The organism is Planococcus sp. NCCP-2050 (assembly GCF_023708025.1).
Lineage (GTDB): Bacteria > Bacillota > Bacilli > Bacillales_A > Planococcaceae > Planococcus.
The window spans coordinates 1,721,432-1,734,040 of the sequence record NZ_BRCX01000001.1; the positions used below are offsets into that span (position 1 = coordinate 1,721,432).

At 45.5% G+C, this 12,609-nt stretch carries 15 protein-coding genes; 2 read left to right on the top strand and 13 right to left on the bottom strand.

What is annotated here, in order from left to right; all coding sequences use genetic code 11:
- Positions 1-234: 234 nt before the first annotated feature.
- The 5 genes from NFU07_RS08575 to NFU07_RS08595 form a co-directional block, all read right to left on the bottom strand.
- The gene (locus NFU07_RS08575; RefSeq protein WP_251476745.1) at positions 235-1,887 is read right to left on the bottom strand and encodes a b(o/a)3-type cytochrome-c oxidase subunit 1; all 1,653 of its coding nucleotides are present in this window, start codon (positions 1,885-1,887) and stop codon (positions 235-237) included.
- A gap of 2 nt (positions 1,888-1,889) precedes the next feature.
- On the bottom strand, positions 1,890-2,357 hold the full coding sequence (locus tag NFU07_RS08580) for a cytochrome c oxidase subunit II (protein ID WP_251476747.1): 468 nt from the start codon (positions 2,355-2,357) through the stop codon (positions 1,890-1,892).
- Positions 2,358-2,388: 31 nt separating this feature from the next.
- Positions 2,389-2,511, bottom strand: a complete 123-nt coding sequence (locus NFU07_RS08585) for a cytochrome C oxidase subunit II (RefSeq protein ID WP_251476749.1) — start codon at positions 2,509-2,511, stop codon at positions 2,389-2,391.
- Between the two features lie 294 nt (positions 2,512-2,805).
- The gene (locus NFU07_RS08590) at positions 2,806-3,468 is read right to left on the bottom strand and encodes a Crp/Fnr family transcriptional regulator (protein WP_251477165.1); all 663 of its coding nucleotides are present in this window, start codon (positions 3,466-3,468) and stop codon (positions 2,806-2,808) included.
- A gap of 152 nt (positions 3,469-3,620) precedes the next feature.
- Entirely contained in the window at positions 3,621-4,172 is a 552-nt protein-coding gene (locus NFU07_RS08595; protein ID WP_235197628.1) for a methyltransferase family protein, read from the bottom strand.
- A gap of 203 nt (positions 4,173-4,375) precedes the next feature.
- Here NFU07_RS08595 and NFU07_RS08600 point away from each other — a divergent pair, with 203 nt between their 5' ends.
- Together NFU07_RS08600 and NFU07_RS08605 are read left to right on the top strand one after the other, a co-directional pair.
- Positions 4,376-4,837: a universal stress protein gene (locus tag NFU07_RS08600; RefSeq protein WP_251476750.1), complete on the top strand. Its 462-nt coding sequence runs from the start codon at positions 4,376-4,378 to the stop codon at positions 4,835-4,837.
- A gap of 266 nt (positions 4,838-5,103) precedes the next feature.
- Positions 5,104-6,405, top strand: coding sequence for a murein hydrolase activator EnvC family protein (locus tag NFU07_RS08605; protein WP_251476752.1), 1,302 nt, complete (start codon positions 5,104-5,106; stop codon positions 6,403-6,405).
- 43 nt (positions 6,406-6,448) lie between these two features.
- Here the strand turns inward: NFU07_RS08605 and panB are convergent, their stop codons facing one another.
- The 8 genes from panB to NFU07_RS08645 form a co-directional block, all read right to left on the bottom strand.
- Positions 6,449-7,285, bottom strand: a complete 837-nt coding sequence (panB, locus tag NFU07_RS08610) for a 3-methyl-2-oxobutanoate hydroxymethyltransferase (RefSeq protein WP_251476754.1) — start codon at positions 7,283-7,285, stop codon at positions 6,449-6,451.
- Between the two features lie 513 nt (positions 7,286-7,798).
- Entirely contained in the window at positions 7,799-8,932 is a 1,134-nt protein-coding gene (locus NFU07_RS08615) for a DUF3885 domain-containing protein (protein ID WP_251476756.1), read from the bottom strand.
- Positions 8,925-9,365 (bottom strand): hypothetical protein, encoded by a 441-nt coding sequence (locus tag NFU07_RS08620; RefSeq protein WP_251476758.1) that lies wholly within the window; start codon positions 9,363-9,365, stop codon positions 8,925-8,927. Before NFU07_RS08620 ends, NFU07_RS08615 begins: the two co-directional genes overlap by 8 nt.
- Positions 9,362-10,000 carry a class I SAM-dependent methyltransferase gene (locus NFU07_RS08625; protein ID WP_251476760.1) on the bottom strand — a complete coding sequence of 213 codons (639 nt, stop codon included), beginning with the start codon at positions 9,998-10,000 and terminating at the stop codon, positions 9,362-9,364. The genes NFU07_RS08620 and NFU07_RS08625 overlap by 4 nt, the downstream gene beginning before the upstream one ends.
- 168 nt (positions 10,001-10,168) lie before the next feature.
- Positions 10,169-10,675 (bottom strand): GNAT family N-acetyltransferase, encoded by a 507-nt coding sequence (locus NFU07_RS08630; RefSeq protein WP_251476761.1) that lies wholly within the window; start codon positions 10,673-10,675, stop codon positions 10,169-10,171.
- Between the two features lie 17 nt (positions 10,676-10,692).
- Positions 10,693-11,268, bottom strand: coding sequence for a nucleotidyltransferase family protein (locus tag NFU07_RS08635; protein ID WP_251476763.1), 576 nt, complete (start codon positions 11,266-11,268; stop codon positions 10,693-10,695).
- 10 nt (positions 11,269-11,278) lie between these two features.
- Positions 11,279-11,983, bottom strand: a complete 705-nt coding sequence (locus tag NFU07_RS08640; RefSeq protein ID WP_251476765.1) for a Type 1 glutamine amidotransferase-like domain-containing protein — start codon at positions 11,981-11,983, stop codon at positions 11,279-11,281.
- Positions 11,980-12,528, bottom strand: a complete 549-nt coding sequence (locus NFU07_RS08645; RefSeq protein ID WP_251476767.1) for a GNAT family N-acetyltransferase — start codon at positions 12,526-12,528, stop codon at positions 11,980-11,982. The genes NFU07_RS08640 and NFU07_RS08645 overlap by 4 nt, the downstream gene beginning before the upstream one ends.
- Positions 12,529-12,609: the final 81 nt, after the last annotated feature.

The following is a 12,609-nucleotide window of genomic DNA, read 5'->3' on the forward strand; positions in this document are numbered from 1 at the left end:
CTTCCTGTTCCCCGACTTAAGTAATTTTTATTGTAGTAATTCATTATAGGCATGAAGCCTCATTGCTGAATAGTCTGTTTTTTTATTGGAAAGAAAAAAACTGCCTCTCCGTTGTCCGGAAAGGCAGTTTTCGTTTTATTCTTCGTCAGAAATACTCGTTTCAATCAGCATGGCAGTAAAAACGATGAAGATAATCATTAATGATAACGCGGTGATCAACATTTCACTCAACTCCTACCAAGTTTTGAATCCTTCCGATCCAGGCGGTGCATGGTGAATCATGTGGCTTAACGGAATCGCATAAGCTGCGACAATCAGGAAGACAGCGATTCCGATCCAAATCCACCAATTCTCCAGCCATTTCGGTGTATTTTCTTTGTCGCTGTCTGCCAGCGGAAATTCGACTACATCTTCCGGCTTTACAGCTTTCGGCGACAAGAACATCGTCATGACGACGATATAGATGAGAATCATGGCGGAGAGGAAGAGGATGCTTCCCCCGACTGCCATCGTTACATGATTGGTTAAAATGCCATCGAACCATTCAAGAGCGGACTCGTGCCCGTTATAGCCTGAATACGCGGTCCGTCTCGGCGCACCGAGAAGCCCTAGGACGTGTTGGGCTGTTGACATCAGAAGCATCCCGATCGACCATGTGATGATTTGGACGAATCCGAGAATTTGCATTGACTTCGTAAATTTACGGCCGGTCAAGTAAGGAATGAGCCAGAACGTCATCCCCATAAAAGTCATCGCTACCGGTGTACCGACCGTAATATGGAAGTGGCCGACAATCCATAAGGTATTGTGAACAACTTCATTCAACTGGAAGCTTGCATTGATAATTCCCCCGGCACCACCGGGAATAAAGAATGCCATGGCGATAAAGATGGAAGTGAAGCGGACATCTTTCCACGGAAGTTTTGTGAACCAGCCGAATAGACCGGTTCCGCCTTTTTTGCGTCCCGCTATCTCAAAGTTGGCGAACATGGAGAATGCCGTCATCAAAGACGGAATAATAACCATGAATGTCAAAACTACCTGAAGAAATTTCCAGAAGTTCGATATCCCCGGTTCCGTCAACTGGTGGTGGAACCCGACCGGAATGGAAAATAGGATGAATAAGACAAACGATAAGCGTGCCAAGGAATCACTGAAAACTTTGACGCCAATTATTTTCGGTACGATCACATACCAAGCCATATAAGCAGGCAGCAGCCAGAAGTAGACAAGCGGATGTCCGAAATACCAGAACAGGGAACGGCTCAATTCAACATTTATGGTATCTGTCCAGCCGAATGCCCACGGGATGTATTGGAATAAGACCGTTGCCACAACCCCTAAACAGGCAATAATCCAAAGGATGATCGTCGTAATCGTCATAAAAGCGAATAAAGGGCTGAGTTCCCCTTTATGGTTTCTGCGCCACACCACATAATGGCCGACTAAAGCGAAACTGCTGATCCATGTTCCGACAATGACCAATGCCAAGCCGACGTAAAACCAGCCGCTGCCTTTAAGCGGTGCGTAAAATGTATAAAGGACTGAAGCTTCACCGGAAACGATCATGACTGTCGCCATCACCGTGCCAAGCAAAGTTACCCAGAAGCCGATCCATGAAAACAGACGGACTTTCGGGCCGAACGTCCCCAAACTTTTACTCATGCCGGTAATGAAAAATCCAAAGATGAAAAAGGTCGTAAATATAAGTGCGAGCAGCACACCGTGTGCCGTTAAAATTTGATAATAATCCAGCCAAGCCGGCAATTGAAGTGCATCATTCCGGATAAAAACTTGAAGCAGCCCGCATAAGGTCCCGATTAAAAAGGCCGTATACGCAACGCCGATATTCCATAAAGCTATTTTTCGATCTTGTGCAGCAATCATGTTTAATACACCTCTATTTCATTGAACATCATATGATGCCCTGTTCCGCAATATTCATTGCAGAGAATCAAGTATTTTCCGGGTTTATCGAATGTATAGGATTTTGTCGTGATGCGCCCCGGCACGACCATCATATTCACTTTTGTATCATCAATCGTAAAACTGTGGACCACATCGGTGCTGGTCACTTTGAAGATGATTTCTTTTCCGGCTGGCACCCGCAGATCCGGCGCATTATAGCCGAAAGCCATAGCGACGATTGCCACTTGGTATGTGTCGTCATCCAATTGCGTCACTCCCGGTTTATCGAAAGGCGCTGTCTCGTTCACTTTTTTCGGATCGATCGTGTCCATCCCGCCTGCTGGGGTATGGTCCTGTGAAAATGCGCTCACGCCGACGACACCTAGAAACACTGCTAACGCAACAATTCCGAACGCCAGCCAAATTTTTTCGAATTTATGAAGATGCATATTCCTCTACTCCTTTTTCTTTGTTCCTTTTTCACCTTGCCACATACATGGAATAGACGATGACCCACATGGCCACAATCACAACACCCACAAAAAATACACTGATCAAGGTGCCGCGGAGGTCTATATTCGCATGATCATTTTTTTTTCTCATTTCCCTTCACCTCTTCTATCAATCTCTTACTCCTAAAGTAATCTTTTCTGCCTTCGAACATTGTGATATTTCTCACACATGCCCCCCTTTTTATGGCGTCTGTCGAATTTTAGACAAAAAAGGAGTTGCCCCAAAAGTAATTTGGGGCAACTCCTTTGCGACGAAGCTAGCGAAGCGATGCAGGAGCAATATTTTTCCCCTACGATTTATTAGAAGTAAAAGGAGCTGTCCAATAAGTCCTTACTCGACTTATTGGACAGCTCCTTTTTGATTCAATAATTTGGTTTAACTTTCCTAGTCGATTTTGCAAAATGAAATTGGGCAATTTTCGCAATTGATCTGGGTTTTTAAATAGGAAAGATCGTGGATCAACATTTTTCCACCCACCATCGAAATCATCTTTTCCTTTTTCAAGTCGCTGAGCATCCGGTTCACCACTTCACGGGTCATTCCGCAGAAGTTGGCAAGTTCCTGATTGGTCAAGACCATATCGATCAAAATGCCTTCAGGCTGCTGGATTCCGTAGCTATTGCTCAAACGAATTAACGTAGAGTAGAGCGCTCCTTTTTTGCCGTGAAGGAGAAGATCGCGGAATTTTGTCTGTGTCTTTTGCTGATCGATGCCCATCCATTTCATGAAAGCCGCCGATAATCGAGGATTCTTCAGAAGCCCTTCTTCCAAATCTTCTATCGCGATTTTCGTACAAACAACATCTTCAATCGCTTTTGCATCCAGCATGTATTTCGCAGCTTCGGAAAACACGGTGACTTCCCCGACAATCTGTTCCGGACCGCAAATTTTCAATGTAAGTTCGCGACCGTCCGGCGTCACTTTTCCGATCTGGACTTTTCCGGACTGGATGATGTAGATTCCTTCAACATCATCGCCTTCTCGAAAAAGATAACTATTTTTATAGTAAGACTTCTCTATTTTTTTAATGCCCGCATGCAGGTCCATTTCTATCGTGAATTTTTGAGTTGCTGCCGTCCGTTCCAAATTGAACCCTCACTCCTCAGAATATTGTTCCCTGTATGTAAAGATTATCATATTTCGGAAGCAAAAAATGTAATTTCCCAATAAAAAAACTGCCAACTATGGCAGCTGTGGCATTAATAAATGAAGGGAACCAGTCTTGCTCTTTTTTTCATCCATCGAACATATTCCGGACCGAATTTTTCGATCAAAAGCTCTTCTTCGTAGCTGATGCGCTTTAGCAAAGTCCAAATGACGACGGCTCCGCCCAAAATTGCCGCAATCAGGCTTGTACAAAATAAAGCCATGCCAATACCAATCAGCAGCAAGGCCGTATACAGCGGATGCCGCAGCATCCGGTAAGGGCCGGAACTGACGATTTCATCGCCTTCTCGGACTGTGACATGCCGGGTAAATTGGCTTTTCAAATGAAGGATTCCCCAGAACCTCAAGAATACACCCATAGCAAATAGCACGAGGCCAGTCCAGCGCATAAATTGGCCAATTTCTGTGTCTGTTCCGATCTCCTGCAGCAATAATGCCGCAGCAATCGTAGCTCCGAGCGCGGCTAAAATATAATAGAAAGATTTTTTTTCGTAAGGATCGCCTTCTCCGACGCCCCGATTTCGAAAGAAAATGAATTCTCCGATCCAAACCACGCTAATTCCAATAAAAATCCATTCCGCCATCGCCATCATCTTCACCCAAATCTTCAGTTTCTCTTATAGTCAATATATAGAACATTGCTTCTCAAAACAAATCTCTTCCCTTCCCGGGTTAAACTCAACAGCTCTTCACCTTATCGACATACTTTAATGTAAGAATAATGAAATAAAAAAGGAATTTACAGCACGGATGTGGAAAGAGAACAATATAGACAGGAGGAATTCAAATGCCCTTACAATATCAAAATATCTTAGTTGCGGTGGATGGTTCGAATGAAGCAGACCTTGCCTTCAAAAAATCGATCGGAATCGCTGCCCGCAATAAATCCCACTTGTATCTTGTCCATATTATCGACAATCAATCTTTTGGTTCAGTGGAGGCTTACAGCCAAGCAATCGCAAAAGAAGCGATGGCATCTTCTGAAAAATTGATGGCGGGCTATAAGCAAACAGCCGCTTCCGCTGGAGCAGAAAATGTCCACGTCGTGATCGAGTACGGTTCGCCTAAAAAGTTGATTCCCGTCGATTTGGTCAAGAAATACAATATCGATTTGATTATTTGCGGAGCTACCGGCTTGAATGCAGCAGAACGCATCTTCCTCGGAAGCGTATCCGAACGGATCATCCGCTCTGCCCATTGTGATGTACTTGTCGTCCGAACCGAGGATCCTGAAAGCATTGAAGCGTAATCCTTTAAGTAAACTTTCATATAGGATACAAAACCCCTTCCTTTACATTTTCTTTAAAGGAAGGGGTTTTCCTCTTTTATGAGCATTAGGTCTCTTCACGCAAAGTATATCGGCATAATTTTGATACAAAACTGTAATAAAAAACAGTTTTCAATCATGTTACAATAGGTTCGTTGCTGTTTTTCAGTACCAGCCATTAAATGAATTTATTATCCAAGTAAAATATTTTATAGAGAGAACCAGTTATGCAGGAGGGAAATGAACACATGAAGCAATTATCGAAATGGGCTGCGACGGCCATTGCCGCGGTGTTGTCTTTGACGCTTATCATGCCATCAGCGAATGCAGATGCATTAAGCGACCTAGAGAAAAAGCAACAGCAAGCCGAACAAAAGAAAAACGAATTGAATTCCGGAATCCAGCAAAAAGCGAGCGAGATTTCAGAAAATCAGACGAAACTTGAAAAGATCATCAGCCAAATCGAGAAATTGGACCAGCAAATCCAGGAAACCGAAGCGAAAATCGACGGGGTCCAAGCACAAATCGATCAAACAAAAGTTGAAATCGACGAACTGAAAAAATCCATCGAAGAATTGGAACGGAAAATTGCCGAACGTGAAGAATTATTGAAAGACCGGGCGCGCGCCATCCAATTGAGCGGCGGCTCTGTGGATTACATAGATGTATTGCTTGGAGCAAACAGCTTCATCGATTTTATCGACCGTTTTTCAGCAGTGAATACCTTAATCGAAGCTGACCGCCAAATCATGAAAGAACAAGCGGATGATAAAAAACTTTTGGCTGAGCAAAAAGCGGAAGTTGAAAATAAACTAGCCGAACAAGAAAAGCAAAAAGCCGAATTGGTCGGATTGAAAAACTCGCTTGATGCCAAGAAACAAGAACAAGCTGGGCTTGAGAAAGATTTAAAAGCTGAACAAAACCGCTTGGCTAAAGAAAAATCCACTTTGGAGAAACAACGCGATGAAGCACTTAACTTAAGCGCAAGCTTGGAAAAGAAAATTGCGAAAGAACAAGCCCGTCTAGCTGAAATTGCACGCAAAGCGGAGGCGGAGCGCAAGAAAAAAGAAGCAGCTGCCCGTAAAGCGGCAGCAGCTAAGAGCGCAAGCTCCGGTTCTTCTTATGTCGCACCGGCGGCAGGCAGCGCAACCTTCATCCAACCGGCTCCAGGAAGATTTACATCTGGCTTCGGCGGACGCGACATCGGTGCAGGCGCGGAATCGCATCTTGGAATGGATATCGCCAATGTAACAGGCACACCGATTGTCGCTGCAGCAAGCGGCTATGTCACTTATGCCGGCTATATGAACGGCTACGGCAATGTTGTCATCATGACCCACTCCATTAACGGACGGTCTTACGCAACAGTTTACGGACACATGAGCTCGATTGGCGCTTCTGTCGGCCAATCTGTTTCCCAAGGACAAAAAGTGGGAGAAGTCGGCAGTACAGGACGTTCAACCGGTCCTCACCTTCACTTTGAAATCCATATCGGATCTTGGAACGGTGCACGTTCAAATGCAGTAAACCCTGCTCCATACATCAGATAAACCAAACAAAAGCCCTGCTTGAACCTTCAAGCAGGGCTTTTTACTATTTTCCGGCTCCATATAATTGCTGGAGTTCTTCCTCTTTCATCGTGAAGCGGTGTTCTTCGGCAGGAAATGCCCCTGATTTCACTTCTTCTACATAAGCCGTCAAACCGTTTTTCATGATTTCTCCGCTTTCTGCATAGGACCGGACGAATTTCGGCAAATGGTGCGAGCCGTATTTCAACGTATCATGATAAACCAGCACTTGGCCGTCTGTTTCGGCGCCGGCGCCAATCCCGATAACTGGGATTGATACAGCCGCCGTGACTTCACGTGCCAATTGGTACGGGATGCATTCAAGTACGACCATGCAAGCACCTGCCGCTTCACAGGCTTTGGCATCTTCGATCAATTTCTGAGCTGCACCTGCTGTTTTGCCTTGCACTTTATAACCGCCGAGAACGCCGGCTGTCTGCGGCAACAGTCCCAGATGCCCAACTACCGGGATACCGGTGCGCGTCAGTAAACGGATGACGTCGATCACTTCATCGGCACCTTCGAGTTTCAAAGCCTCTGCCCCTGTCTCCTGAAAGATTCGGATAGCATTTTCAAGAGTGCGGTCCAAGCTGCCATGGAATGAACCGAACGGCATATCGACGACAAGGAAAGTATCCGGTGCACCCCGGCGTGCAGCTTTGCCGTGATGGATCATGTCTTCGACTGTCACTTTCACCGTGGAATCATAGCCAAGCACGACCATGCCGAGCGAATCTCCTACTAAAATGACATCGATGCCAGCTTCTTCCGCCAATTTTGCTGATGGATAATCATACGCTGTCAGCATGGCGATTTTCTCGCTTTGTGTTTTCATTTTGCTGAATGATGCAGTGTTCTTCATTTTTTTCTCTCCTTCCGGGAGGAAAACCGACAAAAAAGCCCGTCTAATCCAAAAATGGACAGACGGACAGAAATTTACGTTAATTGGTTTTCTCCGTCCCTGTCATATTAAGATCAAGGCAGAACTATTCATTTGTTGAAAATGGGATAGCCAGGTGCAGTTCAACAATGATACCGCCCTTACTCGTACTATAGCAGAAATGGCAATAGTCTGACAAACGGCTATTTCTGGTGAAATTTTTTATTTTTCCCCATGAACTTTTTGGCTGGTGTACAGTCTAATAGTAAACTTACTTGCCATGAAGCGCCAAATACTGTCCGTTCACCTCAAAATACTGTCCATTCGCGTCCAAATACTGTCCGTTTTCGCTGTTTTACTGTCCGCACCCAAGAAACCCCTTCGTTTCTAATAAAGCGTGTGATTATACTATTGCTCCTGCATCGCTGCGCTAGCTTCGTCGCAAAAGGGGTTGTCCCAAATTACTTTTGGGACAACCCCTTTGCCTCTTGTCGATCATTCGACGATTTCAATTAACTTAGGATAAACATCCACAAAATACGCTTCCATCTTGTTCTCCAACTGCTTTCCAAGGGCTTGGTAGGCTCGATCGGCCTGCTCGACCGCTTTTAGAAAAGCGTCTTCTTTTAGTTCGTCTTGCTCCAGCTCCTTGTAGAGCTGCCAGATTCCCTTCAAGTAGCGCTGCTCGATTGCTGCGTATTCGCCCGCTCCAATTTTCTCCAAGATTGATGTGAGTTTCTCGAGATAAGCATCAATGCCCTGCTCTTCAATCGATTCACTGCCCCAATTCAGCAAAATTTCATGCCCGCCGCTTTCATTCTCGGAATAATACTGAAAAAGGATGGAAAGTTCATCGGCGGCCGGATCTCCGGAAGGAAAATCCACATTGCTGATGGCTGAGATTACGGCATTCCAGATGTCCTCTTTGCTTTGCAGTTCGCTTCTCTTCATTACCGGCTTCATCGTGTTCCCTCCATTGAAAACTTGATCGATTTGCAAGCGGTCGTAATCCAATATCCAGCCGTTGAAGGTTTCATACATCGGCCGGATAGCTTCGACAGACGCGGCGATCAAGTCGCAACCTCGGTCGTCGTACACATGGAAAACGGTTTTCCGGGTTTTATTGACGATGAAGATCTCCTGGTAGACCGTTTTTTTGAATCCCATGTCTTCGTTGCAGCATTCCTTCAATAAACCCGTGTAATCCATCTCGCTTCGCCGGCACGGCAAAACGAAAAAATGGCTTTTGTAATGTCCTTCTTCGTTGTCTTCCGGAATCACGTACAGCCGTTCTTGATGCATCAAGCGGTAACGCAAAGATTTCTTATTCACATAGCGCGTCATCAGCAGCTTTTTGCAGTTTCGCTTCAAGTCGCCAAAATCCGGGAGATGCGTAACGATGTACAATTCATCCTGTTCGCCGTGCCCCGCTTCAAATAAACGAATGGCCCGGCTATAGACTTTTTCAAGGTAAGGGCTGCCTTCATAGCCTAAACCTTTGTTCCAGTGAGTGCCCAGTTCAAAACGAATGCCGATTGGCCACGAATAAAACAAGGCAGGCAACAAGGTCAAATCCGGAAAATGGCTATCCATGAAGGATGTGAAGCCGTCCATTCGCGCTTTATTCATAAGCATCCCTTTTCTCTTTCTCAAGAAGCCACGGCACTTCCAGTTCAAATTCCCATTGCAGGACCGGTTCCGGAAACCCTTCCGGCACTAGATCCGTTTGATCTGAAAAATAAAATCTCAATCCATCTTCTTCAGCCACTGCCTGTTTTGGCCCTTCGACCAGTTCGCCGACCACGTGGTAAAACCCCATATAAAGAAGCATATCCTTCCCGTCATCTTCTCCTACAAAAACTTCGCCTTCTTTTTGCGGATCGATGCCGAGCCGTTCAAAATGAGTTTGCACTTGTTCCGGAAATGAGTCCACAGCCAAACTGTAATTCTCGCAGTGATGGCAGCTGCAATCTTCGGTGATGCGATGGTGTTTTTTATAAAAATCGCGTGTTTTTTCCGTATCGAGTTTCACTGTCCACGGTCCGATTTTCACCGTTTTCATCTAGTCGCCTCTGGATCCAGTACAATGACACCGCCGCAATGTGAAAGCGGATAAAACTCACAATGGAAAAGATTTTCCAGACTGTTTTTTATTTCCTCGTAGACGAAATAATGCTCCGATTCATCCCAGTAACCTTCACTGTCTTTTCGGCATTTCTCCAAGTCTGCACGGGTTTGGAACGCAATATCCCCAATATAGATTTTGCCTTCTGCCTTAAGCAGCGGCCGAAGATTCTTCAGGAAATCCACTTTTTGTTCATCCGAAAGATGATGCAAAGCGTAAGTGCTGACAATCGCGTCGTATTTTCTGCCTGCCAGCTCGTTTGGCAAGCCTTCCGTGATGTCCCATTCCAATAAATTCGCTTCCGGCATTTTCGCTTTCGCAATGGCAATCATTTCCGATGAAAAATCGATGCCGTCGATTTGGTGGCCGTTTTCATATAACTGGCTCGCCAGTATCCCTGTTCCGAAACCGATATCCAGCACCTCTGAATTTTCCCGTTCTCTAATTTCGTTATAAATTGTATTTAAGATTTCCTTGTAACCGGCAAACGGGTATTGGTTATTTTCTTCGCTCAGTTGAACCGTTTTGTCATACTGCCCTGCCCATAAATCAAAACCTTGCTTGTTTAACATTGAATACTCCTCCTGTTAGCTAAACCAAACCGAGAGTATTCTCCACTCTTCAGTTGGTGCGCTGTTGTCCTCGTTTTGTTTGTCCTTTACTTAATCTTGCCTGTTTCATTCCAATCTCCACCTTTCATTGTTAATTAAATATTAGCATAATTTTACAGAAAAATATCCTCAAACTTTCAACGCATAAACCCATACTTCTTTTTCATTCATGACAATTTTTTTCTCCAACGCCATGCCGATCGATTCAGCTACTTTTTGCGAAGCGATATTCCCGGGCTGGATGAGGGAAATGAAGCGTTTTTTGGCAAGGTAATGGGTGCCGTAATAGCGGAGGCCGTTTGCTGCTTCTTTTGCATACCCTTGCCCCCAATATTCCTTGGCGATCCAATAGCCGATTTCAAGTTCCGGCTGCCCTTCGACTGTTTGTCTGACAAGCCCTGCATGTCCGATGGGCTGTCCATCGCTTTTCCGGACAAGCACGCGCAAACCAAAATCCGGATCTTCCCGGTACGAGCGGTAAATCCAGTACAAAAATTCCATTGCGCCTTCACGAGTCCGCGTCTGGCCGTTGCCGATATAGCGAACGACATCCGGGTCCGCCAGCATGGAATAAAGGAATTCGAAATCCTCGTCGCGATAGAAGCGGAAATCCAATCGTTCTGTCTGTATTTTCATGGTGAAAGGTCCTTTCGCTAACTGTTTTTGTCCATCCGATCAATCGTTAATTTTGGCCATTTTACAAGCCAGTTCTTTGTCTTCAAGCGTTTTTCGTAAACCGCTTTTAGTTCTTTATTTTCAATAAAATGCGGTGTCGGTTTCACGATTAAGTTCAATACATCGTTTAATCCGCAAGGAGCTGCTAAAACCAATTGCCCTCGCTCGTCCAATTTAACGGCAAGCGCCGTTGCAGTTTCCGGGAATTTCGATATGGCATCAATAGAAGATGCGTATGGCGGAAGGCTATTGATGTGATGCATCTTGGCTTCATTCTTCACCGACCAAGGCAAATCCGGCATCAGCTGAAGGAGCTTTTCTTCAAAGCGCTTTTCTTCCGCTTCATCCACCGCTTCCGGATTAAAGTAAACCACGTCAATATCTTCAAGCGGCGTCCGTTCGTTAAAGCCATGCAATTCATCCCAGATTTTGGTCCGGACAAAGCCTGCGCAGATCCACCAATCCGGCAGATTCAGTCGCCCCGCTGTCTCGAGTGCAGCCATCATGCAGGCGTCCGCTTGGATCGCGCGTAAAATATCTTCTTCGTTTTTCATCTTTTTCTCCTCAGTCATTCCGGTTGCCCAAGTAAACGACTGGCAATTCCATTTCCTGCAAAGCCCCATCAAAAGAAACTTGGTACGCTTTTGCTGCCGGCCTTGAACTGACGATTTGATGGAGTTCCGTTCCGATATAATGCAAAGCGGCTCCATCATCTGCAGCAATTCCGCCTTTTATCGCTCCCGATGCAATTGAATGCTGATATACCGGCCGTCGATTTTCTTCGCCGTCGTAATGCGGGCAATTGCTGCCTGCTAAAAAACCGAGGCAGTGAATCGGCTCCAACTGTTCCCCGTAAGAATCCGTGATTCCATCTTCGAACCAGCAGAGAGACCCAGCACTGATTCCCGCAAGTACCGTTCCTTGTTCCCAAGCTTTTCGAATGATGCCGTCCAATCCCCAGTCTTTCCATAAAGCCAAAAGGTTTTTTGTGTTGCCGCCTCCGACGTAGAGAATGTCCTGATCCAACACAAATTCCTCAAGGTCTCCGGCAGGCGGGTTGAATAAAGAAAGGTGCGAAGGCGAACATTCCTGCTTCTCAAAAAAATCATAGAAACGCTGCGTATAAGATTCCGAATCGCCACTCGCTGTCGGGATAAAACAAATCTTGGGCTTTGCTTTTCCAGATTGCTGAAGAATGTATTGATCCAATAAGGGGTTATCCGGCTCCATGGAAAAGCCGCCTCCACCAAGCGCGATAATTTGCTTCATGTTCTTTCCTCCCATTCCGGCTTCAACAATGAAAAAATCAATGCATCATGCGATTCGCCTTTTTGATAGAGGTAGCCGCGCAAACGTCCTTCCTCGCTGAAACCTAGTTTCTTCAAGAGCCCGCTAGATGGTTCATTTTCCGGGAAAGTCACGGCTCCGATACGGTACAACTCACGTTCTTCAAAGCAATACCGCAAGATTTCACTGACTGCTTCTTTCGTAATTCCTTTCCCCCAAAAGTCCGGATGCAATTCGTAGCCGACCTCCGCTTTCTTCGCACGGACATTCAAATTATTCAATCCTACCGTCCCCAGAAATTGTCCACTCTCTTTCCAGATGATTCCCCAGCGCATGCCTCGTCCGCTTTCATATCCAAACTGAAAGGCATCAATGATGCGGGCTGCTTCTTCCGGATCGGTTAAACTTTCGCTCCCGTAGTATTTTGTCACTTCATCCCGTGACATGATATCAAAAAACTCGTCTTTGTAGCGCTGTGTAATATGTACTAAATTCAATCGTTCCGTTTCAAATATAGGAAATGCCATTAGATTGCCTCCTTGAGTTAACGAATCCATCTACCTGTTTTCGCCACGGCCGGCTGTTTCCCCTGCCTCGCTCGGAAGTTC

Bases quoted from the DNA above. Each gene is read 5' to 3' on its own strand.
- NFU07_RS08575 (WP_251476745.1), bottom strand. From the start codon at position 1,887: ATGATTGCTGCACAAGATCGAAAAATAGCTTTATGGAATATCGGCGTT.
- NFU07_RS08580 (WP_251476747.1), bottom strand. From the start codon at position 2,357: ATGCATCTTCATAAATTCGAAAAAATTTGGCTGGCGTTCGGAATTGTT.
- NFU07_RS08585 (WP_251476749.1), bottom strand. From the start codon at position 2,511: ATGAGAAAAAAAAATGATCATGCGAATATAGACCTCCGCGGCACCTTG.
- NFU07_RS08590 (WP_251477165.1), bottom strand. From the start codon at position 3,468: ATGGACCTGCATGCGGGCATTAAAAAAATAGAGAAGTCTTACTATAAA.
- NFU07_RS08595 (WP_235197628.1), bottom strand. From the start codon at position 4,172: ATGGCGGAATGGATTTTTATTGGAATTAGCGTGGTTTGGATCGGAGAA.
- NFU07_RS08600 (WP_251476750.1), top strand. From the start codon at position 4,376: ATGCCCTTACAATATCAAAATATCTTAGTTGCGGTGGATGGTTCGAAT.
- NFU07_RS08605 (WP_251476752.1), top strand. From the start codon at position 5,104: ATGAAGCAATTATCGAAATGGGCTGCGACGGCCATTGCCGCGGTGTTG.
- panB (WP_251476754.1), bottom strand. From the start codon at position 7,285: ATGAAGAACACTGCATCATTCAGCAAAATGAAAACACAAAGCGAGAAA.
- NFU07_RS08615 (WP_251476756.1), bottom strand. From the start codon at position 8,932: ATGAATAAAGCGCGAATGGACGGCTTCACATCCTTCATGGATAGCCAT.
- NFU07_RS08620 (WP_251476758.1), bottom strand. From the start codon at position 9,365: ATGAAAACGGTGAAAATCGGACCGTGGACAGTGAAACTCGATACGGAA.
- NFU07_RS08625 (WP_251476760.1), bottom strand. From the start codon at position 10,000: ATGTTAAACAAGCAAGGTTTTGATTTATGGGCAGGGCAGTATGACAAA.
- NFU07_RS08630 (WP_251476761.1), bottom strand. From the start codon at position 10,675: ATGAAAATACAGACAGAACGATTGGATTTCCGCTTCTATCGCGACGAG.
- NFU07_RS08635 (WP_251476763.1), bottom strand. From the start codon at position 11,268: ATGAAAAACGAAGAAGATATTTTACGCGCGATCCAAGCGGACGCCTGC.
- NFU07_RS08640 (WP_251476765.1), bottom strand. From the start codon at position 11,983: ATGAAGCAAATTATCGCGCTTGGTGGAGGCGGCTTTTCCATGGAGCCG.
- NFU07_RS08645 (WP_251476767.1), bottom strand. From the start codon at position 12,528: ATGGCATTTCCTATATTTGAAACGGAACGATTGAATTTAGTACATATT.